Consider the following 21,189-nt stretch of genomic DNA (forward strand, 5'->3'; position numbering starts at 1 on the left):
CATCCCGCCGGAGGACCCATGAACCGACATCCGATCGACTTCCACCGCCGCCTGGTCGCGGCCGCGCTGGCCGCCGGGCCGCTGCTGGCCGGCTGTGCCTCTACCGGTCGCCGCAGCCAGCTGGCGGCCGACGACGAGGTGCTGGCGTTGCGCGCGGCCGGCCTCGGGCTGTACGAGCTGTCGGTCGCGCAACTGGTGCAGGCGCGCGCCGATCGGGCCGACCTGCAGGCCTTCGGCCGCCTGCTGGCCGAACACCATGGGCCGGCCAACGCCGAATTGCTCGGGCTGCTGCAGGCACGCGGCGCCGTGCCGCCGCGTGCCATGCCGGCCTACCTGGAGCTGCGCCTGGCGCGGCTGCAACTGCAGATGCAGGCGCAGGACGGGTTCGACCGGCGCTTCGTGCAGGTGGCGGGCCTGCAGGACCAGGAGCGGTTGCTCGCCTTGCACGAGTACGCCGCCCTGGCCGTGCAGGATGGGGCGCTGCACGGATGGTTTGCCAGCCAGTTGCCGGCGCTGCGCAGCCACCTCGCGGTGGCGCGTTCGTTGGCCGCGCCACGGGCCTGAAGGGAAGCGGTCGCGTGCCGCTTGCCCCGCGCGCGGGCGGTACGACCGATTCATGCACCCGCCCGCGGTGCGGAACGCCTCCTACAGCAGGCGCGTGCCTGAACCGACAGACGCTGCCGGCATGCGGCCTACAGTGAGCCCCGCGCCCGGTGCGCGGTGCGCCGGGGCGCACAACCTGGAAGGAGCGAGCCATGCGATCTTCGAAATCTCCGCCCTCCGGCAGCAGCCGCAGCAGCGGCAGCCGTGCCAGCCGCAGCCAGGCCAGCAGCGGCAGCACGGGGCGCGCCGAAGCCGGCGGCAAGTTGGGCCGCACCACCGGCACGACCGGCACCGCCAGCGCCAGCTCCGCGCAGGGCGAGCGCACGCCGGGCGGCAGCAGCCGCAGCGGCCGCAGCAGCAGCAAGAGCCGCTGAGGCGCGGGCGGCGCGCGTCGGGGGCGCGCCGCTGCGCAGGCGACAGCCCGCCGGCGCCCCTTGGCCGACAATAGACGGCGATGTCCGACCTGTCCGCCCCGATCACCAATCCCTCCAACTTCCGCGACCTCGCGGCCAACGTGCGCAGCGTCCCGATCCGCCCGCACGTGCTGTTCCGCTCCGACCACCTCGGCGCCCTGGACGTGCAGGATGCGCGGCAGATCCAGGCGCTGGGGGTGCGCCGCGTGCTCGACTTCCGCGGCGTCGATGAGCGCGCCACCGCCGTGTGCGCGCTGCCGCAGGTGCAGGTGCACTCGCTTGCCATCGAACCCACCATCGTGCAGGTGCTGGCCGAGCTGGTCGATGCCGGCGAACGGCTGGGCGAGGCCGACGTGGTCCGCCACATGCAGGACACCTACCGCGGTTTCGTGCGCACCAGCAGCCACCGCTTCGCCGAGTTCTTCCGGCTGCTGCTGGAGTCGGACGACCCCACCGTGTTCCACTGCACCGCCGGCAAGGACCGCACCGGTTTCGCGGCGGCGCTGGTGCTGCACGCGCTGGGCGCCACCCGCGACGAGGTGATGCAGGACTACCTGCTCACCAACCAGCGCCTGAAGCCGCCGGCCTACGTCTGGCGCGGCCTGGAGCCTCATGTGGCGCAGGTGCTGTGGGGCGTGCAGCCGGAGTTCCTGCAGGCCTCGCTCGATGCGATCGACCAGGACTACGGCGGACTGGACGCCTACCTGCGCGAGGGCCTGAGCGTGGGCGCGGCCGAGCGCGAGCGACTGCACGCCTTGTACCGGCGCTGAGCGTCCCCGTCGCGCGCGCCCTGGGCGCCGCCCGGCGCCGCGCCGCCAGCGCACGAAAAGCCCAGCCGTTCTCCTACTTCAACGGGCTGCCGGCGCCGACAGCCGGCGTGGTGCGCGCCGGATCACCATGCGGGCGACCATGGGCAAGCTGCTGTATCCGCTGATCGGGGTGCCGGCACTCGGCGCCGCCCTGTACGCGGGAGCGATCGCCTGGCTCTGGTTCCGGCAGGAACGCCTGCTGTTCGAGCCGGCCCCGCTGCCGGCCGACCAGCCGCTGTTCGGCGATGCCGACGTGCGCGAGTTCATGGTGGACGTGCCGGGCGCGCGCCTGTCGGTGGCGCAGTTGAAGCTGCCGCAGCCGCGCGGCATGGTGTTCTACCTGCACGGCAACTCGGGCAACCTGCGCAAGTGGTTCACCGGCCTCGACGCATTCCGCGAACTGGGGTTCGACCTGGTCATGATGGACTACCGCGGCTACGGCAAGAGCAGCGGCCGCATCGAAAGCGAAGCGCAGCTGCACGAGGACGTGCGCGCGGTCTGGAATGCGGTCGCGGGCGACTACGCCGGCCGCCGCATCGTCGTCTCCGGCCAGTCGCTCGGCACGGCGCTGGCGGCGCGCCTGTCGGCCCAGCTCGGCGCCGCCGGCCAGCCGCCCGACCTGACGCTGCTGATCTCGCCGTACAGCAGCATGCGCGCGCTGGCCGACGAGCTGTACCCGTGGGTGCCCAGCCGCGTGCTGCGCTATCCGCTGCCGACCGCCGACCATGCCTGCCAGGTCAAGGGCCCGCTGATGCTGGTGCACGGCGACCGCGACGCCCTGATCGGCCACCACCACAGCCAGGCGATCCGCAAGCTGCTGCCCCATTGCGAGCTGCTGCTGGTGGAGGGCGCGGGTCACGGCGACCTGCACCAGTTCCCCTCGTTCCGCAAGGCCGTGGCAGCCGCCCTGGTTGGCCTCGCCGGCCTGGGCGCGGCCCCGATCTCCTACGCGGCCTCCGGCGAGGCGCCTGCAGCGGCCGCGCACTGAGGGCAGCGACCGGCAGCCGGACCTCGTCGCGCCCAGCGGTGCGGACCGAACGGGCGCAGCGAGCCCCGAGGCGAAGAAAGGCTGGCGGGCGCCGGCACTCCGGAGTGGCGATCCCGTCGTTGCCGCTGTCCTACAGCACCGGCGGAGCCGTGCTGACAGCGCCGGGCCGGCGCGCCTGACTAGAGTCCGGCGACCCCCGAGAAATCGGCACAACAGGAGGTTCGATGGAGTCCGATCACCGCAAGCCCGGCCGGGCAGAACGCACGGCCCGGGATGACCGCACCCGCCACACGCCGGCGACCGACATGCAACCCGATGACGCCGGTACCGCCGAGAGCGGCAAGGAGCCCGCGCCGCAGCGGCAGGGCACGGCCGCCGAGAAAGCCATGAAGCAGGCGAGCAAGACGCCCGCCGAATCCGGCGAGCGCCGCCGTTGAGGAACGGTATGCCGACCATCACGCCCCTCGAGCCGGACGCCCTCGAGCTGCTCGATGCCGAGCACCGGGCCCTGCGCCGGCTGTTCCAGGACTACCGCACGCTGGCGGCTCAGCGCGCGCCCGAGATGCGCCGCAAGGCGCTGGCCGAGCAAATCTGCCTGGAGCTGACCATCCACGCCAAGCTCGAGGACGAGCTGTTCTACCCGCTGGTGCGCGAGTCCGTCCGGGCCGGCGACCTGATGGACCGGGCCGAGGTCGAGCACGCCAGCCTGCGCGAGCTGGTGGTGCAGATCCTCTCGATGGATCCGCACGAGGAGCTGTACGACGCCAAGGTGTCGGTGCTCGGCGACTACGCGGCGCACCACTTCGGCGAGGAGCTGGACGCGGTGTTCCCGCGCGTGCGCGCCAGCGGCCTCGACCTGCGGCGGCTGGGGCAGCGGCTGGCCGAGCGCCGGCGCGAGCTGCAGGCGGTGCCGGAGGCGCTGCGCGAGGAACTGCTGGCTTCGGTTCTTGCCTGAGCCATTTGGCCCGTCGGGAGGCCGAAGTCCCGCTGCGCTTGTCCTACAGGGTTCGACAGTGCGAGACGACAGCCCCCCGGCCGGGCAGACCTAGAGTGGGCAGCAGGCAGCTGCGGGCTGCCCTTGTTCCTCTCGTCTTCCCAGACAGCAACCAAGGAGATCCAGATGAAGGCTTCCCTCTTTTCCCGCGGCGCAGCGCTGACGGTGATCGCCGCCGGCGCCATGGCGCTGGCGGCCTGCGGCCAGAGCGGCAGTGACACGGCGGGCACGAAGTCCGGCAGCAGCACGGCGGGCACCAGTGGCAGCACCAGCTCGCCGCCCAGCAGCGGCTCGGGCGGTTCCACCAGCATGGGCAGCAGCGGCAGCAGCACTTCACCCAGCACCTCGGGTTCGAGCGGCTCGTCGGGCTCGATGGGCAGCTCCGGAGCCAGCGGCAGCTCCGGCTCATCGGGTACCAGCGGCATGGGCGCGAGCGGCAGCTCCAGCAGCACCAGCCCGGGCAGCAGCGGCAGCAGTGGCTCGATGGGTGCGTCCGGCTCCAGCAGCAGCACCAGCACGAGCACCACGACGACCCGCTGACCGGCCTTCCTGCACACGCGCCAGGTGCCTGCGTTCGCAGGCCCTGGCGCGTCGTTCATCCGCCCCGGGCCACCGGCCGGGCCGGGTCCCTGGACCACTCGCTCCAGCTGCCCGCGTACAGGCCGCTGGGGCCGTAGCCGGCCAGTTCCATCGCGATCAGGTTGGGCAGCGCGCTGACGCCGCTGCCGCAGTGGTGCACCACGCCGGCCGGGTCGCGGCCCTGCAGCAGTTGCTGGAACTCGGCGCGCAGTTCAGGCGCCGGGCGGAAGCGGCCGTCGGGTCCGATGTTCTGCGTGAAGGGCCGGTTCAAGGCGCCCGGGATGTGGCCGGCCACCGGGTCGAGCGGCTCGACTTCCCCGCGAAAGCGTGGCGCGGCGCGCGCGTCCACCAGGGTGTGGCGGCCGTCCTGCAGGTAGGCCAGCACCTCCTGCGTGCCCACCAGCCGCCGCAAGGGCGGCCCGAGGCGGTAGTTCGACTGGAAATGGGCCGGGTCCTCGCCGCTCGCCATGGCACCGCCCGCGGCTTGCCAGGCCTGCAGGCCGCCATCGAGCACGGCCACTGCTTCATGGCCAGCCCACTTGAGCATCCACCACAGTCGCCCGCAGAAGCTCGAGTTCTGGCGGTCGTACACCACCGCCTGCATGTCGTTGGCGAAGCCCACGCTGCTGAGCCACATCGCGAATTTCTCCCGGCTGGGCAGCGGATGGCGGCCGCCCGAGGCAGCGTCGGGATGCGGGTGGTGGGTGCCGTCGGGATTGACCATGCCCTGGTCGGACAGCGCCGTGTCGAGGTCGGCGTGGACGGCGCCCGGGATGTGCGCCTGCCGGTACTGCTCGGCCCCCGCAGCCGGGTTGGACAGCTCGAAGCTGCAATCGAACACCATCAGGCGGGTGCCCTGGTCCTTCAGGGCGCGCAATTGCTCGGCGCTGATCAGCAGGTCATACATGGCTCAATGCTCCTCGGCCGGGGAATGCGGGGCCGCGCGCTCGCGCAGCACGGTGGCGGCGATGCCGCTGCCGATGATCAGGGCCATGCCGAGCCAGCCGATGGCCGGGATGGTTTCGCCGAACAGCAGCACGCCGTACAGGGCGCCGAACACCAGTCCGGAGTATTGCAAATTGGCCACCACGAGTGTGGCGCCGTGGCTGTAGGCGCGGGTCATCGCCCATTGCCCGAGCGAGGCCAGCAGCCCCACCGGCAGCAGCCACAGCGCGTGCCAATCCCAGGCCGAGGCACCGAGCACCAGCATGCCGCCGCCGCCGGCGATCGCGGACCCGACCGCGAAATAGAAGACGGTGCGTGCCTCGGGCTCGCCGATGCGGCCCAGCGCCATCACCTGCATGTAGGCGAAGGCGGCACCCAGTCCGGACAGCAGGCCCACCAGCCCGGCGAAGACCTGGTTCTGGTCGATGGTGGGGCGCAGCATCATCACCACGCCGGCGAAGCCAGCCAGCACGGCGAGCGCCAGCGGCCCCTGGCGCAGCGCGCCGGCCTTCGGGTTCCAGACCAGCACCGCGCCCCCGACCAGGAAGGCGGCGATCCACACGCTGCTCATGTAGTTGAGCGTCATCGCGGTGGCCAGCGGCAGGCCGGCGATGGCATAGAACCAGGCACCCAGCGACAGCACGCCCACCAGGCTGCGCCAGGCGTGCATGCCCGGGTAGGCGGTGCGCAGCGTCGTGCCCTGCTGCCGCGCCATCAGCCACATCGCCAGCATGCCGACCAGGCCGCGATAGAACACCAGCTCGGCCGCGTTGAACCATTCCGAGGCCACCTTCACGCACACGGCCATCGAGGCGAATGCGAAGGATGCGATGAGCATCCAGAGGGCTTGCACTTGTTCTTCTTCCTGGAGCGGGAAGGGAAGGTCAGTCGGGGTAAGGGCGCGCCAGCCAGGACTTGGCCGCCAGCCGCCGCTGCTCGAACGCGGCGATGCGCTCGCGCTGGGCCAGCGTGGCGCCGATCCAGTCGATGTCTTGCGTCAGCAGCAGCGTTTCGCGCGCGGTCAGCGCAAACGCGAAGGACTCGCCTGCGGCCTGCACCTGCCCTTGCAGCAGGTCGATGTCCACGCGCAGCGGCGCGGCGGCGCACAGGGCGAACAGCCGGTCGATGGCTGCGCCCTCCAGCACCAGCGCGGCGACACCGTTGAGCGGGCAGTTCTGCCGGAAGATGTCGCCGAAGCTGGGCGCCAGCACGGCGCGGAATCCGTAGTCGCGCAGCGCCCACACCGCGTGTTCGCGGCTGGAGCCGCAACCGAAGTTCTCGCGCGCCAGCAGCACGCTGGCGCCGCGCAGTTCGGGCCGGTTGAGGGGGAAGTCGGGATTCGGGCGGCGGCGCGAGTGGTCGCAGTCCAGGTCGCCGGGGTCGAGGTAGCGCCAGTTGTCGAACAGCACCGGGTCATAGCCGCTGCGGGCGGTGGACCGGCCGTACTGCTTGGGAAAGATGGCGTCGGTGTCGACGTTGGGGCGGTCCAGCGGCACCACCGTGCCGTCGTGGCGGCCGCCCGCAAACGCCGGCATCAGACGGCGAAGCGACTTGCGCCCATGCGCCGGCGGTACCACTCGTGGAAGTGCTGCATGCCGTCTTCCATCGGGCTCTGGTAGGGGCCGACCTCGTTCTCGCCGCGCTCCATCAGCGCCTTGCGGCCGGCGTCCATGCGCAGGGCGATCTCGTCGTCCTCCACGCAGGTCTCCATGTAGGCGTCCTGCTGGGCCTCGACGAAGCCGCGCTCGAACGCCGCGATCTCCTCCGGGTAGAAGAAGGCGACCAGGTTCAGCGTCTTCTGCGGCGACACCGGGTGCAGCGTCGAGACGGTGAGCACGTGCGGGTACCACTCCACCATGATGTGCGGGTAGTAGGTCAGCCAGATCGCGCCGTGCGTGGGCGGCTCGCCCTTGCGGTAGGCCAGCAGTTCGTTCTGCCAGCGCTCGTACACCGGGCTGCCGGCCTTGCCCAGCCGGTTGGCCACGCCGACGGTCTGGACCGACCAGTTCTCCTTGAAGTCCCAGCGCAGGTCCTCGCAGGTCACGAAGTTGCCCAGCCCCGGGTGGAACGGGCCGACGTGGTAGTCCTCGAGATAGACCTCGATGAAGGTCTTCCAGTTGTAGTCGCACTCGTGCAGCTCGACCCGGTCCAGCACCATGCCGGTGAAGTCGAGGTCGGCGCGCTGGCGCATGCCGGCCAGCTCGGCTTCGATATCGATGCCGTTGTCCTCGAACAGCAGGCCGTTCCACTCGCGCAGGCGCCAGTTGTTCAGGTTCAGGCAGGGGTCCTGCGGGAAGTGCGGCGCGCCCAGCAGGGTGCCGGCCTTGCTGCCCTGGCCGGCGCTGTAGGTCCAGCGGTGCAGCGGGCACACGATGTTGCCGCCGTTGGCGCCGCCGGCGGTGGACCCGCGGCCGCGCAGCATCACCGCCTGGCGGTGCCGGCAGACGTTGGAGATCAGCTCCACGCCGTCGGGGGTGCGCAGCAGCGCGCGACCCTCGCCCTCCTGCGGCAGGGCGTAGTAATTGCCGACTTCCGGCACGCTGAGGGAGTGCCCCACGTAGCGGGGCCCGCGCTGGAAGATCGTCTCCATTTCGCGCTGGAAGAGCGCCTCGTCGAAGTAGCTGCTGACTGGAAGTTGGCTTTGGGCCTGCTGGAACTGAAGACTTAAATCAGACATTTCACCTGACCTAGAGACTCCCCCTATGAAGGGGCAGGGAAAGCGCTGAATCCTGCGGACAGGGAGGCGCGAAGGGAGGGCGATTGTAGCCCTCGGGCCCCGGTGGGGCCCGCCGTCCTAAAATCCACGCTTTTTCCCCGAGAGATCCATGCCCCAGGACGCGTCCAATCCGCCCGCGAGCTACGAGGCGGCCCTGCAGGAGCTCGAGCAGCTCGTGCAGGTGATCGAGTCCGGCCAGTTGCCGCTGGAGCAGCTGCTCTCGGGCTACCAGCGCGGCGCCGAGCTGCTCGCGTTCTGCCGCGGCAAGCTCGACGCCGTGGAGAACCAGATCCGGGTGCTGGACGAAGGCACGCTCAAGCCGTGGACGCCGCAGTGACCGCGACCGGCGCGCTCGCCCCGTTCAAACTGTCCGACTGGAGTGCCCGTCGCTTGGCCGAGGTGGAGGCGGCGCTGGACCGCTGGGTCTCGGCCGACGCCCCGGCGGGCCTTGGCGAGGCCATGCGCTACGCCGTGCTCGGCGGCGGCAAGCGGCTGCGTCCGCTGCTGGTGCTGGCCGCGGCCGAAGCAGTGGGCGGTCAGGCGCAGGCCGCCTTGCGCGCCGCCTGCGCGGTGGAGCTGATCCACGCCTATTCGCTGGTGCACGACGACATGCCCTGCATGGACGACGACGTGCTGCGCCGCGGCCGGCCGACGGTGCACGTGCAGTTCGGCCAGGCCCAGGCGCTGCTGGCCGGCGACGCGCTGCAGGCACTGGCCTTCGAGTTGCTGACGCCGCAGGGGGAGGGCGTGGCCGCCGCTGTGCAGGCGGACCTGTGCCGGCTGCTCTCGCGGGCCGCCGGCGCGCAGGGCATGGCCGGCGGCCAGGCGATCGACCTCGCCAGCGTCGGCCGCGCACTCAACGAGGAGCAGCTGCGCCGGATGCATCGCCTGAAGACCGGTGCGCTGCTGCAGGCCAGCGTGATGATGGGCGCCGCCTGCGGCCAGCCGCAGGCGCCGGTGGCCGAAGCGCTGCTGCGCTACGGCGACGCCATCGGGCTGGCCTTCCAGGTGGTGGACGACATCCTGGATGTCACGGCCGATTCCCAGACCCTGGGCAAGACGGCCGGCAAGGACGCGCAGCAGGACAAGCCCACCTACGTCTCGCTGCTGGGGCTGGAGCGCGCGCGCGCCCACGCCGTCGAACTGCTGGGCCAGGCGCTGCACGCGCTGGACGCCAGCGGCCTGGCCGACACCCGGGCGCTGGCCGCGCTGGCCCGCATGGTGGTGGAACGCGAGAACTGAGAAGCTCTAGAACCATGGCATCGCTGCTCGAAACGATCGACTCCCCGGCGGACCTGCGCCGCCTGCCGCGCACGCAACTGCCGCAACTGGCTGACGAGCTGCGCACCTTCGTGCTCGAGAGCGTCTCGCGCACCGGTGGGCACCTCAGCTCCAACCTCGGCACGGTGGAACTGACCATCGCACTGCACTACGTTTTCAACACCCCGCACGACCGGCTGGTGTGGGACGTGGGCCACCAGACCTACCCGCACAAGATCCTGACCGGCCGGCGCGATCGCATGCCGACGCTGCGCCAGCTCGGCGGCCTGTCGGGCTTTCCCCAGCGCGCCGAGAGCGAGTACGACACCTTCGGCACCGCGCACTCGTCCACCAGCATCTCGGCGGCGCTCGGCATGGCCGTCGCCGCCCAGCGCAAGGGCGAATCGCGCAAGTCGGTGGCCATCATCGGCGACGGCGCGATGACCGCCGGCATGGCCTTCGAGGCCCTGAACAACGCCGGCGTGGCCGACTGCGACCTGCTGGTGATCCTGAACGACAACGACATGTCGATCAGCCCGCCGGTGGGCGCGCTCAACCGCTACCTGGCCCAGCTCATGAGCGGGCGCTTCTACGCCGCCGCCAAGAACGTCGGCAAGAACGTGCTGAAGGTGGCGCCGCCCCTGTTCGAGCTGGCCAAGCGGCTGGAGGAGCAGGCCAAGGGCATGGTGGTGCCGGCCACGCTGTTCGAGAAGTTCGGCTTCAACTACATCGGCCCGATCGACGGCCACGACCTCGAGTCGCTGGTGCCGACGCTGGAGAACATCCGCGACCTGCGCGGCCCGCAGTTCCTGCACGTGGTCACGCGCAAGGGCCAGGGCTACAAGCTGGCCGAGGCCGACCCGGTGGCCTACCACGGCCCCGGCAAGTTCGACCCCAAGGTGGGCCTCACGTCGCCGGCGACGCCGCCCAAGCAGACCTTCACCCAGGTGTTCGGCCACTGGCTGTGCGACATGGCGGCGCAGGACCGGCGGCTGGTGGGCATCACGCCGGCCATGCGCGAAGGCTCCGGGCTGGTCGAATTCGAGAAGCGCTTCCCGGAGCGCTACTTCGACGTCGGCATCGCCGAGCAGCACGCGGTGACGTTCGCCGCCGGCCTGGCCTGCGAGGGCCTCAAGCCGGTGGTGGCGATCTATTCCACCTTCCTGCAGCGCGCCTACGACCAGCTGATCCACGACGTGGCGCTGCAGAACCTGCCGATCGTGTTCGCGCTCGACCGCGCCGGGCTGGTGGGCGCCGACGGCGCCACCCATGCGGGCGCCTACGACATCGCCTACCTGCGCTGCATACCGAACGTGAGCGTGGCCTGCCCCGCCGACGAGAACGAGTGCCGCCAGTTGCTGACCACGGCCTTCGGCCAGGACCACCCGGTGGCGGTGCGCTACCCGCGCGGCGCCGGCGCCGGCGTCGTCCCGCAGCCCGGGCTGCAGGCGCTGCCCTTCGGCGAGGGCGAGGAGCGACGCACGCGCACCGGCGAGGCCGGCAAGGGCGTCGCCATCCTGGCCTTCGGCACCCTGCTGTACCCGGCGCTGCAGGCCGGCGAGCGGCTCGATGCGACGGTGGCCAACATGCGCTGGGCCAAGCCGCTGGACACCCGGCTGCTGCTGGACCTCGCGCAGCGCCACGAGGCGCTGGTCACGGTGGAAGAGGGCTGCATCGCGGGCGGCGCCGGCAGCGCGGTGGCCGAGGCGTTGCATGCGGCCGGCATCCGCAAGCCGCTGCTGCAACTGGGGCTGCCCGACGTCTTCATCGAGCACGGCGACCCGGCGCGCCTGCTGTCGCTGCAGGGGCTGGACGCCGCCGGCATCGAGGCCTCGATCCGCGCCCGCTTCGGCGACCTGGCGGCGCGCGCCGCGCCGGCTCTCAAGGTCGTCGGCTGACTGGCCGGCGGGCCTCCCAGCCCGCCACCGGAAGTGCAAAGCGTCGATCCGGCGCAGCGCCCGGCGCGTGGCTTGCCACGTCCGCGGGCTGAAGATCCCCTTACTTCCCTGTCGATACGAAAGTGCTCGGGCGATCCCGCAAGGGAAAACCCCTGAGTACCTAAGTGTGGCCATTCCTAGAATGGCGCCGACATTCGTTGTCATCCCTTTTTCGTATCGCCCGAGGAGTCTCCACATGGATCGTCGTTCACTGATCAAGCATGCCGGCATCGCCGGCGTGCTGGCCGCCGGGGTGGCACCCGCCGTGCACGCGCAGGCCGCCATCCGCTGGCGCCTGGCCTCCAGCTTCCCGAAGTCGCTCGACACCATCTTTGGCGGCGCCGAGGTGTTCGCGGCCCGCGTCAAGGCCATGTCGGGCGGCAAGTTCGAGATCTCCACCCATGCAGCCGGCGAGCTGATGCCCGCGTTCGGCGTGGTCGATGGCGTGCAGCAGGGCACGGTGGAAGTGGCCCACACGGCGCCGTACTACTTCTTCGGCAAGGACGAGTGCTTCGCGCTCGGCTGCGCCATCCCGTTCGGCCTGAACAGCCGCCAGATGACGGCCTGGATGTACGAGGGCAACGGCCTGAAGCTGATGCGCGAGTTCTATGCGCGCTACAACATGATCAGCTTCCCGGCCGGCAACACCGGCGCCCAGATGGGCGGCTGGTACCGCAAGGAAATCAAGAGCATCAAGGACGTCAAGGGCCTGAAGTTCCGCGTCGGCGGCTTCGCCGGCAAGGTGATGGAGCGCCTGGGCGCAGTGCCGCAGAACATCCCCGGCGGCGAGATCTACCAGGCGCTGGAGAAGGGCACGCTCGACGCCGCCGAGTGGGTCGGGCCGTACGACGACCAGAAGCTGGGCTTCAACAAGGTCGCGCCCTACTACTACTACCCGGGCTGGTGGGAGGGCGGCCCGCAACTGGACGTGTTCATCAACCAGAAGGCGTTCGACAGCCTGTCGGCGGAGAACAAGGCGATCATCGAGACCGCCGCGACCGAGGCGCTGGTCGTCATGCAGGCCCGCTACGACGGGCGCAACCCGGCGGCGCTCAAGCAACTGGTGGGCGGCGGCAGCAAGCTGCGTCGGTTCCCGACCGACGTGATGAACGCCGCGTTTAAGTCCTCGCTCGAGCTGTACGCGGAGCTCAGCACCAAGAACGAGATGTGGAAGAAGATCTACGCCGACTACAGCAAATTCCGCGCAGACCAGAACCTGTGGTTCCGCTTTGCCGAGGCCGGCTTCGACAACTTCATGCAGAGCCAGAAACTCTGAACCGGCAGCGCCGACCGGGCAGAGGCCGCACGCCCGTGCGGCCTTTGTTTTTTATTAGTTCGTAGGCATTCAAATTCATGCTCCACTCAGGGCTAGAAGATCTTCTTCGTATTACTGCGGAAGAAGTTGGAGTACTTGGAGTGAAACCGTCGCCAGCCTTCTGACAGGCTGCGGGGGAGCGCCAGCCCATCATCGGCGCGCCCTTTTTCCAAGCGAACTCACAGGAGATACCCTTCCATGGATCGTCGTTCCATCCTCAAGCGCGGCGGCATCGCAGCCGTGCTGGCCGCCGGCGCCGCCCCGGCCGTGCATGCGCAAGCGGCAGTGCGCTGGCGCCTGTCGTCGAGCTTCCCGAAGTCGCTGGACACCATCTTCGGCAGCGCCGAGACCCTGTCGCGCACCGTCAAGGCCCTCTCGGGCGGCAAGTTCGAGATCTCGATCCACGCCGCGGGCGAACTGATGCCGGCGTTCGGCAACGTCGATGCGCTGCAGAACGGCACCATCGAGATGGGCCAGACCGCGCCCTACTACTTCACCGGCAAGGACCCGATCTTCGCCTTCGGCTGCGCCGTGCCGTTCGGCCTGACGGCGCGCCACATGGATGCGTGGATGGAGCACGGCAACGGCCGCAAGCTGATGGATGCCTTCTATGCCAAGTACAACATGAAGAGCTTCTCGGCCGGCAACACCACCACCCAGATGGGCGGCTGGTACCGCAAGGAGATCAAGACCGCCAACGACCTCAAGGGCCTGAAGATGCGCCTGGGCGGCGGCCTGTTCGGCGAGACCATGGCCAAGCTGGGCGTGGTGGCGCAGAACATGCCGGCCGGCGAGGTCTACCAGGCGCTGGAGAAGGGCACGCTGGACGCCACCGAGTTCGTCGGCCCCTACGACGACGAGAAGCTGGGCTTCCAGAAGGTCGCGCCCTTCTACTACTACCCGGGCTGGTGGGAAGGCGGCGCCGAGCTTGAGTTCTTCGTCAACACCAAGGCCTACGAGGCCCTGTCGGCCGAGAACAAGGCCATCCTCGAGGCGGCCTGCAACGTGGCGGCGCGCGACATGACCTCCAAGTACGACGCCGTGAACCCGGGCGCGCTCAAGCGCCTGGTGGCGGCCAAGACCCAGCTCAAGCCGTTCTCCAAGGAGATCATGGACGCCGGCTTCAAGGCCGCCATGGAGGTGTTCGGCGAGCACGAGGCCAAGTCGCCCGAGTTCAAGAAGATCCACCAGGACATGCGCGCCTTCCAGCGCGACCAGATCCTGTGGGGCCGCTTCTCCGAGTACCGCTACGACAGCTACATCCAGTCGGTAAAGCTTTGAAGGTAAGCCATGAAATCGCTGCGCGATTTCATGGCTGGCAGTTAGCCAGTTGGGCGAGGACCGGCAAAGCCGGATCCTCGCCCAAAGGGTGTTCGCGCTGCATGCTATTCCGCGCGAACCGAATGCAAAGAGGCCCTGCGGGGCCTCTTTGCATTGGGGACCGCAAGGGGCCGCTACCTTCCCGGTGTCATCCCGGCGAACGCCGGGATCCACCCCCCGTGCCTTGAAGGCGCGCAGAGGGCGTTCGCGACGCGGTGACGGATGGCGGGTGAAAGCCCGCCATGGCATGACGGGGGTCGTGGCCGGCAACTGGGCAGCCGCCTCGGCTAGATTCGGGGGATGGACCACCATGTGCCGCTGATCGCGACCGTGGCCGCGGGCCTGGGGCTGGCATTGCTGCTGGGCTTCATGGCCGCGCGGCTGCGGTTGCCGGCCTTGGTGGGCTATCTGCTGGCCGGGGTGGTGGTGGGGCCGCACACGCCAGGCTTCGTGGCCGATGCCGCACTGGCCGCGCAGCTGGCCGAGATCGGCGTGATGCTGCTGATGTTCGGCGTCGGGCTTCATTTCTCGCTGGGCGACCTGCTGGCGGTGCGCCGCATCGCCGTGCCCGGCGCCATCGTGCAGATCGCCGTGGCCACCGCCATGGGGGCCGGGTTGGCCAGCCTGTGGGGCTGGTCGGCCGCCGCGGCGGTGCTGTTCGGCCTGTCGCTGTCGGTCGCCAGCACCGTGGTGCTGCTGCGCGCGCTGGAGAGCGTGGGCCTGCTGGAGACCTTCAACGGCCGGGCGGCGGTCGGCTGGCTGATCGTCGAGGACCTGGCCATGGTGCTGGCGCTGGTGCTGCTGCCGCCGCTGGCCGCGGTCTGGCAGGGGCAGGGCGCCGATACGCCCAGCCTGTGGCGCGGACTGGTCATCACGCTGCTGCAGGTGGCCCTGTTCATCGGCCTGATGCTGATCGTCGGCCGGCGCCTGTTCCCCTGGGTGCTGTGGCACGTGCAGAAGGTCGGCTCGCGCGAGCTGTTCACCCTGTGCGTGATCGCCGCCGCCGTCAGCATGGCCTACGCCGCCACGCAGCTGTTCGGGGTGTCGTTCGCGCTGGGCGCCTTCTTCGCCGGCATGGTGCTGCGCGAGTCGGAGTTCAGCCACCGCGCGGCGCAGGAGTCGCTGCCGCTGCGCGACGCCTTCGCGGTGCTGTTCTTCGTCTCGGTCGGCATGCTGTTCAACCCGGCCGTGCTGCTGGAGCAGCCGCTGCGGGTGCTGGGTGTCACCGCCATCATCCTGGTGGGCAAGTCGGTGGCCGCGGCGATCGTGGTGCTGGCCCTGCGCTACCCGCTGAACACCGCGCTGACGGTGTCGGCCAGCCTGGCCCAGATCGGCGAGTTCTCCTTCATCCTGGTCAACCTGGGCGCCGTGCTGGGCGTGGTGCCCGCCGAGGCGCAGAGCCTGGTGGTGGCCGGCGCGATCCTGTCGATGGCACTGAACCCGCTGGTGTTCCGCGCCATCGGGCCGTTGCAGCGCTGGCTGCTGGCGCGCTCGCAACTGGCACGTGACCTGAACGCGCGCCACGACCCGCTGGCCGAGCTGCCCATGAGCACCGACGAGAAGTTCCTGGCCCGCCAGGTGGTGCTGGTGGGCTATGGCCGGGTCGGGCGCGAGATCGCCCAGGCCCTGCGCGCCGCCGGGCTGCCCTTCGTGGTGGCGGAGGAGAACCGCGAGCTCGTCGAGCGCCTGCGGGCCGAAGGCGTGCCCGCGGTCGCCGGCGATGCGGCCCAGCCGGAGGTGCTGGTGCAGGCCCACATCGCGCGTGCGCGGCTGCTGGTGATCGCTACCCCCGACACGCTGGGCGTGCGCCAGATGGCGCACAACGCGCGCCTGCTCAACCCCGGCATCGAGGTCGTGGTGCGCAGCCACAACGCGGCCGAAGCCGCGCTGCTGGAAAGCGAGCTCTCCGGCAAGGTGTTCCTGGGCGAGCACGAACTGGCGCGCGCCATGACCCGCCACGTGCTGGAGCGCTGCGCGCAGGCCTGACAACAGGGGCCTGCCTCTGGGCAAATGCCGAAAAAGAAAAAGGGCCTGCATTGCAGGCCCTTTGCCGTCTGCAGCGCGCGCCGCCTACTTCTTGGGGTTGAAGAGCTCGTCCATGCGCTTCTGTTCCTCGTCGTCGGAAGGCATCGCAGCTTCGGGCTCGGACGCGCCCGGCATCGGCGGCGGCGCCAGGTTGATGTCGGGCGTGCCGTAGTTGGGCTGGTCGGGGATCTCGATCTTGACCTTGTCGACATCGATCTTCTCCACCTTGTCATGCGCCACGATGCCGGGGAAACCGATGATCAAACTGACCATGATGATCTGGATGATGACGAACGGCACAGCGCCCCAGTAGATCTGGCCGGTGGTCACCGGCGCGATGCGCCTGCCGGTGGGCTTGTCGGTGTACTCCTTGTCGGGCGCCACGCTGCGCAGGTAGAAGAGGGCGAAGCCGAACGGCGGGTGCATGAACGAGGTCTGCATGTTCACGCCCAGCAGCACGCCGAACCAGATCAGGTCGATGCCCAGCTTGTCGGCCACCGGCGCCAGCAACGGCACCACGATGAAGGACAGCTCGAAGAAGTCCAGGAAGAAGGCCAGCACGAAAATCAGGATGTTCACCACGATCAGGAAGCCGACCTGGCCGCCCGGCAGGCTGGTGAGCAGGTGCTCCACCCAGCGCGGACCGTCCACGCCCTGGAACGTCAGGCTGAACATGGTGGCGCCGATCAGGATGAACAGCACGAAGCTCGACAGCTTGGTGGTGCTGTTGAGCGCCTGCTTGAGCAGGTTGAAGCTCAGCCGCCGGCGGGACATCGCCATGATGAGCGCGCCCAGCGCGCCCATGGCGCCGCCTTCGGTCGGCGTGGCGATGCCCAGGAAGATGGTGCCCAGCACCAGGAAGATCAGGAACAGCGGCGGGATCAGCACGAAGGTCACGCGCTCGGCGATCTTGGACAGCAGGCCCAGGCGCAGCACCTTGTTGACCACCGCCGCAAAGAACGCCAGCAGCACGCCGGCCGCCATGGCCATGACGATGGTCTCGTCCTTGGGCATGGTGGCGACCTCCTCGCCGCGCCACCAGCTCACCACCGCCGGGTAGTTTTGGCCCAGCAGCACGGCGACCGTGGTGCTGATCGCCGCCAGGATCGTCAGCGAGGTCAGGCCATTGCCGCCATTGGGCTCGCGGAAGGTGCGCGCTTCCGGCGGCAGCGCCGGCACCATCTGCGGCTTGAAGATCGCCAGGATGACCACGTACAGCAGGTACAGGCCGGTCAGCATGAAGCCGGGGATGAAGGCGCCCTTGTACATGTCGCCGACGCTGCGGCCGAGCTGATCGGCCAGCACGATCAGCACCAGCGAGGGCGGGATGATCTGCGCCAGCGTGCCGGAGGCGGCGATCACGCCCGAGGCCAGGCGCCGGTCGTAGCCGTAGCGCAGCATGATGGGCAACGAGATCAGGCCCATGGAGATCACCGAGGCGGCGACCACGCCGGTGGTGGCGGCCAGCAGGGCGCCCACGAAGATGACGGCGATCGCCAGGCCGCCGCGAATCGGCCCGAACAGCTGGCCGATGGTGTCCAGCAGGTCCTCGGCCATGCCGCTGCGCTCCAGGATGAGGCCCATCAGCGTGAAGAACGGCACCGCCAGCAGCGTCTCGTTCTGCATGATGCCGAAGATGCGCAGCGGCAGTGCCTGCAGCAGCTTCTCGGGCAGCACGCCCAGTTCGATGCCGATGAGGCCGAAGAACAAGCCGCAGGCGCCCAGGCTGAAAGCCACCGGAAAGCCCAGCAGCAGGAAAAAGACCAGGCCCACGAACATGATCGGGGCCATGTTTTGCGTGATGAACTCCATCGCGACTCCTCTTATCCCTCGCGCGGCCTGTCAGGCCTTGTTCTGCCGCTCGGCCTGGCGGCGGATCTCCTCGGCCAGTTCCTCCTCGGCCGTTTTGTCCGTCTTCTTGATCGCCGGGTCGGGGATCAGGTCCATGCCGAAGGCGATGCGCTTGACCAGCTCGGACGCCCCCTGCAGCAGCAGCAGCGCGAAGCCCAGCGGAATCATTAGGTAGACCGGCCAGCGGATCAGGCCGCCGGCGTTGGCCGACATCTCGCCCGAGTGCCAGCCCTGCAGGAAGAACGGGATGCCGTACCACAGCACCACGAGACAGACCGGCAGCAGGAAGCAGGCGAAGCCGAAGATGTCGATCCAGTTCTGCGTCTTGCGCGAGAAGCGCGAATAGACGACGTCGATCTTCACGTGCTCGCCATGCAGCAGCGTGTAGCCGGCCGCCAGCAGGAAGGCGGCGGCGAACAGGTACCACTGCACCTCGAGGTAGGCGTTGGAGCTGGTGTGGAAGGCCTTGCGCACCGAGGCGTTGATGCCGCTGATTGCGGTGGACGCCAGGATCAGCCAGATCACCCAGCGGCCGACCAGGCCGTTGAGCCGGTCGATGGCCCCGGATAGTTTCAGAAGTGCCTGCATGCGGTCTCCGCGGGAATGGAAGCGCGTATGTGACAACGGGCGCCGCTGCAATGCAGCCCGGCGCCCGGCGTAACCGCGGGATTGTCTGACATGTGCGCAAGAGTAGCTGACGAAATGTTTACTTAAGGTGCCGGTGTTTCCCCTAGGAAACGGCTTTGGATAATGGCCGCATGGCATCGACCGGGCTGGCACTCGCGCCGCAGGGCATCGACCAGCCGGACATGCGTCGGGCCGGGGCCGAGCGGCTGTCGCTGGCGCTGATGGACGCGCGCAACCACACGCTGCAGTTGCTGGCGCGTTACGAGGAAGCGGCCGACCGCGGGTTGCAGGTGCCGCGGCGGCCGGGGCTGGAGCTGCCGCAGTGGATCGCCGGCCACGTGGCCTGGTTCGCCGAGTACTGGATCGGCCGCAACCCGCGCCGCTCGCAGGGCGCGAGCTGCCCCGCCGATGCGCCCCGCCTGGGTTCGGCCGAGCCGATGGCCGACCGCTGGTACCACCCGCTGCTGGCGCCGCACGACGCGCGCTGGGACATGCCGCTGCCCGTCGGCGCCGACCTGCGCGCCTGGCTGATGGACACGCTGGAGCGCACGCTCGAGCAGCTCGAGCATGCCGCGGCCGGCGACGACGGCCTGTACTTCTATCGCGCGGCGCTGTTCCACGAAGACCTGCGCGGCGAGCAACTGCTGCGGCAGGCGCAGGAGCTGGGGCTGGCCCTGCCGCTGCAGCCACCCGCGGCCGCGGCGGTGCACGACCCGCTGCAGGTGCCGGCCTGCCGCTGGCAGCTGGGGTCGGAGCCGGGCGGCTTCGTGTTCGACGTGGAGCAGTGGGCGCACGAAGTCGATGTGCCCGAGTTCGAGATCGACGCCCAGCCGGTCAACTGGAGCCAGTTCGTCGAGTTCGTCGATGACGGCGGCTACGACCGCGCCGAGCTGTGGCGCCCCGAAGGCTGGGACTGGCTGCAGCGTGCCGCGCAGGCCGAAGGGCGGCGGGGGCCGCGCCACGTCGAGCAGATCGGCGTGGCCAGCGGCGCGGTGCTGCAGTCCTTCTTCGGCAAGGCCACCCGCATGGCGCCGCAGCAGCCGGCCATGCACCTGAGCTGGTGGGAAGCCGATGCCTGGGCCCGCTGGCGCGGCCGCCGCCTGCCCACCGAAGTCGAATGGGAAGTGGCGGCCCACCGTGCGGCCGGACGCGGCTTTCGCTGGGGCGACGTCCACGAGTGGACCGCCGGCACGCTGCGGCCCTGGCCGGGCTTCGAGCCGCACGCCTGGACGCGCCACACCGAGTTCGAAGCCACGCCCGCCTTCGGCCGAGCCCGCGTGCTGCGCGGCGCCTCCTTCGCCACCCGCTCGCGCCTGAAGTCGCCCAAGGCCCGCGCCTGGGCCCTGCCCGAACGGGACGACGGCTTCACCGGCCTGCGCACCTGCGCGCTGTAGGATTCGGCGACTCGGGCGAAAGCGGCCGGGCCAAGTGGGGATCTCCTCATCCTCCGCGAAGGCCCTGCGTGGATTCCCGCCCTCGCACTTAATTGGGGTCAGGTACGGATTTCCGCTTCCTGGGCTCCGTCAGCGATTTCCGCTTCGCCCGCGCATACCGCCACCACGGCAGCTGCGCGCTCAGGCTCAGCACCTCGCCGCTGCGCAGCGGCTGGTAGCCGGGCAGGGTGCGCAGCAGGTCCTGCCAGGCGGTGCCGGCCAGCACCTGCCGCAGCACCTGCACCGGCTGCTGCTCCAGCAGCGACTTGAGGCACACGAGGTAGTAGTCCTCGTCCAGCAGGGGCACGAAGTCGAGCCCGCGTGCCCGCGCCGCGGCCTCGATCGCCAGCCCGGCGTCGGCGCTGCCGGATGCGACTGCCTGGGCCACCGCCGCATGCGAGGTCTCGATCCGGTCCCAGCCCTGCAGGGCCGCGGGCGCGAGCGCAGCCTGGCCGAGCAGCTCCTCGGCCAGCAGCCGCGTGCCGGTGCCCAGCGCGCGATTGACGAAGCGGGCGCCGCGCGCGAGGTCCGCGAACGACGACAGCCGCAGCGGATTGCCGGCCGCCACCACCAATCCCTGGCGCCGGCGGGCGAAGCCGATGATCTTGTGCAGGCCCGGCTGCAGCAACGGGTGGTAGGCGCGCTCGAAGGCCGAACCCGGCGCCGGCTGCGGCGGCGTGTGGAAGCCGGCCATCGCGCAGCGGCCCTCGTTCAGCGCGGCGATCGCATCGACGCTGCCGGTGAAGCGGATGTCCAGGTGCAGCCGGGCGCTGGCTGCGGCGTGGTCGCGCAGCAGGGCCAGCGCGTCGTCGTGGCTGGCGTACAGCGTCAGCACCTGCGCGGTGTCGTCGAAGGCGACGGCAAAGGCGCGCTCCAGGTCGGCATGCAGCGCCTCGATCTGCGGCGCCAATCGAGCCTGCGCCTGCCGCTCGGCCCACAGCAGCTTCTCGCCGAAGGCGGTGAGGCGCGCCCGCTGCCCCTTTTCCCAGTGGATCAGCGGCTGCCCGAGTTCGGCCTCCCAGCGCTTGAGTTCGCCCCAGGTGTGGCGATAGGACAGGCCCAGCGCCTGCGCCGCCCGCGAGATCGAGCCGCGTTCCTGCACCGCATGCAGCAGGTCCATCAGCGGATTGCGGATCCACCCGCCGGCCCGGCGGGGCGTGAAGTCGTACGACAGCTCCACCTTGCGCATCCCCGGCAGTATGCGGCACGGCCCGGTGTGCGGCGATGCAGGTCGGGCGATGGCTCGCTTCGCCCCGGGTCCGGTGCCGCACCACGGCGGGCGCGTCTGTCGTGGCGTCCTGGTCCTATGCACCTGCATTCATAGCTCGCAAGTCCCCGGCAAACGCCGACGGGGCCTGGGCTAGCATGGCCGCT

21 protein-coding genes are annotated in these 21,189 nt (G+C 70.1%); 14 read left to right on the forward strand and 7 right to left on the reverse strand.

Annotated elements, in window-relative coordinates; genetic code table 11:
- Positions 1–18 precede the first annotated feature (18 nt).
- The 7 genes from PE066_RS16120 to PE066_RS16150 all read left to right on the forward strand — a co-directional run bounded on the left by PE066_RS16120 (position 19) and on the right by PE066_RS16150 (position 4,347).
- A complete protein-coding gene (locus PE066_RS16120) occupies positions 19–564 on the forward strand; it encodes a DUF4142 domain-containing protein (protein WP_271233545.1) in 546 nt (181 codons plus the stop codon).
- A 191-nt stretch (positions 565–755) separates the two neighbouring features.
- Positions 756–977 carry a hypothetical protein gene (locus PE066_RS16125; protein WP_271233546.1) on the forward strand — a complete coding sequence of 74 codons (222 nt, stop codon included), beginning with the start codon at positions 756–758 and terminating at the stop codon, positions 975–977.
- Between the two features lie 80 nt (positions 978–1,057).
- On the forward strand, positions 1,058–1,786 hold the full coding sequence (locus PE066_RS16130) for a tyrosine-protein phosphatase (RefSeq protein ID WP_271233547.1): 729 nt from the start codon (positions 1,058–1,060) through the stop codon (positions 1,784–1,786).
- Between the two features lie 139 nt (positions 1,787–1,925).
- Entirely contained in the window at positions 1,926–2,813 is an 888-nt protein-coding gene (locus PE066_RS16135; RefSeq protein WP_271233548.1) for an alpha/beta hydrolase, read from the forward strand.
- A 224-nt stretch (positions 2,814–3,037) separates the two neighbouring features.
- Positions 3,038–3,250: a hypothetical protein gene (locus PE066_RS16140; RefSeq protein WP_271233549.1), complete on the forward strand. Its 213-nt coding sequence runs from the start codon at positions 3,038–3,040 to the stop codon at positions 3,248–3,250.
- A gap of 8 nt (positions 3,251–3,258) precedes the next feature.
- The gene (locus PE066_RS16145) at positions 3,259–3,768 is read left to right on the forward strand and encodes a hemerythrin domain-containing protein (RefSeq protein WP_271233550.1); all 510 of its coding nucleotides are present in this window, start codon (positions 3,259–3,261) and stop codon (positions 3,766–3,768) included.
- 165 nt (positions 3,769–3,933) lie between these two features.
- Complete coding sequence (locus tag PE066_RS16150) at positions 3,934–4,347, forward strand: hypothetical protein (protein ID WP_271233551.1); 414 nt, start codon at positions 3,934–3,936, stop codon at positions 4,345–4,347.
- A 55-nt stretch (positions 4,348–4,402) separates the two neighbouring features.
- On the opposite strand, the gene PE066_RS16155 is transcribed toward PE066_RS16150, so the two are convergent.
- Genes PE066_RS16155 through PE066_RS16170 form a run of 4 tightly spaced genes read right to left on the reverse strand, consistent with a single transcriptional unit; the run spans position 4,403 to position 8,008 of the window.
- Positions 4,403–5,293, reverse strand: coding sequence for a sulfurtransferase (locus tag PE066_RS16155; protein WP_271233552.1), 891 nt, complete (start codon positions 5,291–5,293; stop codon positions 4,403–4,405).
- 3 nt (positions 5,294–5,296) lie between these two features.
- Positions 5,297–6,184: a DMT family transporter gene (locus PE066_RS16160; protein WP_271233553.1), complete on the reverse strand. Its 888-nt coding sequence runs from the start codon at positions 6,182–6,184 to the stop codon at positions 5,297–5,299.
- Between the two features lie 31 nt (positions 6,185–6,215).
- Positions 6,216–6,866: a 3-isopropylmalate dehydratase small subunit gene (gene leuD / locus PE066_RS16165; RefSeq protein ID WP_271233554.1), complete on the reverse strand. Its 651-nt coding sequence runs from the start codon at positions 6,864–6,866 to the stop codon at positions 6,216–6,218.
- Positions 6,866–8,008, reverse strand: coding sequence for an aromatic ring-hydroxylating oxygenase subunit alpha (locus tag PE066_RS16170; protein ID WP_271233555.1), 1,143 nt, complete (start codon positions 8,006–8,008; stop codon positions 6,866–6,868). Before PE066_RS16170 ends, leuD begins: the two co-directional genes overlap by 1 nt.
- A gap of 148 nt (positions 8,009–8,156) precedes the next feature.
- On the opposite strand from PE066_RS16170, the gene PE066_RS16175 reads away from it, so the two are divergent.
- The 6 genes from PE066_RS16175 (at position 8,157) to ybaL (ending at position 15,865) form a co-directional block, all read left to right on the forward strand.
- Positions 8,157–8,384 carry an exodeoxyribonuclease VII small subunit gene (locus tag PE066_RS16175; protein WP_271233556.1) on the forward strand — a complete coding sequence of 76 codons (228 nt, stop codon included), beginning with the start codon at positions 8,157–8,159 and terminating at the stop codon, positions 8,382–8,384.
- A complete protein-coding gene (locus tag PE066_RS16180) occupies positions 8,381–9,289 on the forward strand; it encodes a polyprenyl synthetase family protein (RefSeq protein ID WP_271233557.1) in 909 nt (302 codons plus the stop codon). Before PE066_RS16175 ends, PE066_RS16180 begins: the two co-directional genes overlap by 4 nt.
- A gap of 14 nt (positions 9,290–9,303) precedes the next feature.
- Positions 9,304–11,205 carry a 1-deoxy-D-xylulose-5-phosphate synthase gene (gene dxs / locus PE066_RS16185; RefSeq protein ID WP_271233558.1) on the forward strand — a complete coding sequence of 634 codons (1,902 nt, stop codon included), beginning with the start codon at positions 9,304–9,306 and terminating at the stop codon, positions 11,203–11,205.
- Between the two features lie 235 nt (positions 11,206–11,440).
- Positions 11,441–12,520: a TRAP transporter substrate-binding protein gene (locus tag PE066_RS16190; protein ID WP_271233559.1), complete on the forward strand. Its 1,080-nt coding sequence runs from the start codon at positions 11,441–11,443 to the stop codon at positions 12,518–12,520.
- Between the two features lie 237 nt (positions 12,521–12,757).
- The gene (locus PE066_RS16195) at positions 12,758–13,840 is read left to right on the forward strand and encodes a TRAP transporter substrate-binding protein (RefSeq protein WP_271233560.1); all 1,083 of its coding nucleotides are present in this window, start codon (positions 12,758–12,760) and stop codon (positions 13,838–13,840) included.
- Between the two features lie 339 nt (positions 13,841–14,179).
- Complete coding sequence (ybaL, locus tag PE066_RS16200) at positions 14,180–15,865, forward strand: YbaL family putative K(+) efflux transporter (RefSeq protein WP_271233561.1); 1,686 nt, start codon at positions 14,180–14,182, stop codon at positions 15,863–15,865.
- A gap of 84 nt (positions 15,866–15,949) precedes the next feature.
- Here the strand turns inward: ybaL and PE066_RS16205 are convergent, their stop codons facing one another.
- Together PE066_RS16205 and PE066_RS16210 are read right to left on the reverse strand one after the other, a co-directional pair.
- Positions 15,950–17,716: a TRAP transporter large permease gene (locus tag PE066_RS16205; protein WP_271233562.1), complete on the reverse strand. Its 1,767-nt coding sequence runs from the start codon at positions 17,714–17,716 to the stop codon at positions 15,950–15,952.
- A gap of 30 nt (positions 17,717–17,746) precedes the next feature.
- Positions 17,747–18,343, reverse strand: coding sequence for a TRAP transporter small permease subunit (locus tag PE066_RS16210; RefSeq protein ID WP_271233563.1), 597 nt, complete (start codon positions 18,341–18,343; stop codon positions 17,747–17,749).
- A gap of 170 nt (positions 18,344–18,513) precedes the next feature.
- Between PE066_RS16210 and PE066_RS16215 the strand changes: the two genes are divergently transcribed.
- Entirely contained in the window at positions 18,514–19,776 is a 1,263-nt protein-coding gene (locus PE066_RS16215) for an SUMF1/EgtB/PvdO family nonheme iron enzyme (RefSeq protein ID WP_271233564.1), read from the forward strand.
- An 88-nt stretch (positions 19,777–19,864) separates the two neighbouring features.
- Here PE066_RS16215 and PE066_RS16220 read toward each other — a convergent pair whose 3' ends face one another.
- Positions 19,865–21,004, reverse strand: coding sequence for a substrate-binding domain-containing protein (locus PE066_RS16220; RefSeq protein WP_271233565.1), 1,140 nt, complete (start codon positions 21,002–21,004; stop codon positions 19,865–19,867).
- Positions 21,005–21,189 lie beyond the last annotated feature (185 nt).

It is taken from the genome of Ramlibacter tataouinensis, from assembly GCF_027941915.1.
In the GTDB taxonomy this organism is placed as follows: Bacteria; Pseudomonadota; Gammaproteobacteria; order Burkholderiales; family Burkholderiaceae_C; genus Ramlibacter; species Ramlibacter tataouinensis_C.

Excerpts from the sequence above, each read along its gene's own strand:
- PE066_RS16150 (WP_271233551.1), top strand. The coding sequence starts at position 3,934 with ATGAAGGCTTCCCTCTTTTCCCGCGGCGCAGCGCTGACGGTGATCGCC.
- PE066_RS16170 (WP_271233555.1), bottom strand. The coding sequence starts at position 8,008 with ATGTCTGATTTAAGTCTTCAGTTCCAGCAGGCCCAAAGCCAACTTCCA.
- leuD (WP_271233554.1), bottom strand. The coding sequence starts at position 6,866 with ATGCCGGCGTTTGCGGGCGGCCGCCACGACGGCACGGTGGTGCCGCTG.
- PE066_RS16210 (WP_271233563.1), bottom strand. The coding sequence starts at position 18,343 with ATGCAGGCACTTCTGAAACTATCCGGGGCCATCGACCGGCTCAACGGC.
- PE066_RS16190 (WP_271233559.1), top strand. The coding sequence starts at position 11,441 with ATGGATCGTCGTTCACTGATCAAGCATGCCGGCATCGCCGGCGTGCTG.
- dxs (WP_271233558.1), top strand. The coding sequence starts at position 9,304 with ATGGCATCGCTGCTCGAAACGATCGACTCCCCGGCGGACCTGCGCCGC.
- PE066_RS16135 (WP_271233548.1), top strand. The coding sequence starts at position 1,926 with ATGGGCAAGCTGCTGTATCCGCTGATCGGGGTGCCGGCACTCGGCGCC.
- PE066_RS16175 (WP_271233556.1), top strand. The coding sequence starts at position 8,157 with ATGCCCCAGGACGCGTCCAATCCGCCCGCGAGCTACGAGGCGGCCCTG.
- PE066_RS16120 (WP_271233545.1), top strand. The coding sequence starts at position 19 with ATGAACCGACATCCGATCGACTTCCACCGCCGCCTGGTCGCGGCCGCG.
- PE066_RS16215 (WP_271233564.1), top strand. The coding sequence starts at position 18,514 with ATGGCATCGACCGGGCTGGCACTCGCGCCGCAGGGCATCGACCAGCCG.
- PE066_RS16205 (WP_271233562.1), bottom strand. The coding sequence starts at position 17,716 with ATGGAGTTCATCACGCAAAACATGGCCCCGATCATGTTCGTGGGCCTG.
- ybaL (WP_271233561.1), top strand. The coding sequence starts at position 14,180 with ATGGACCACCATGTGCCGCTGATCGCGACCGTGGCCGCGGGCCTGGGG.
- PE066_RS16220 (WP_271233565.1), bottom strand. The coding sequence starts at position 21,004 with ATGCGCAAGGTGGAGCTGTCGTACGACTTCACGCCCCGCCGGGCCGGC.
- PE066_RS16145 (WP_271233550.1), top strand. The coding sequence starts at position 3,259 with ATGCCGACCATCACGCCCCTCGAGCCGGACGCCCTCGAGCTGCTCGAT.
- PE066_RS16140 (WP_271233549.1), top strand. The coding sequence starts at position 3,038 with ATGGAGTCCGATCACCGCAAGCCCGGCCGGGCAGAACGCACGGCCCGG.
- PE066_RS16130 (WP_271233547.1), top strand. The coding sequence starts at position 1,058 with ATGTCCGACCTGTCCGCCCCGATCACCAATCCCTCCAACTTCCGCGAC.
- PE066_RS16155 (WP_271233552.1), bottom strand. The coding sequence starts at position 5,293 with ATGTATGACCTGCTGATCAGCGCCGAGCAATTGCGCGCCCTGAAGGAC.
- PE066_RS16125 (WP_271233546.1), top strand. The coding sequence starts at position 756 with ATGCGATCTTCGAAATCTCCGCCCTCCGGCAGCAGCCGCAGCAGCGGC.
- PE066_RS16195 (WP_271233560.1), top strand. The coding sequence starts at position 12,758 with ATGGATCGTCGTTCCATCCTCAAGCGCGGCGGCATCGCAGCCGTGCTG.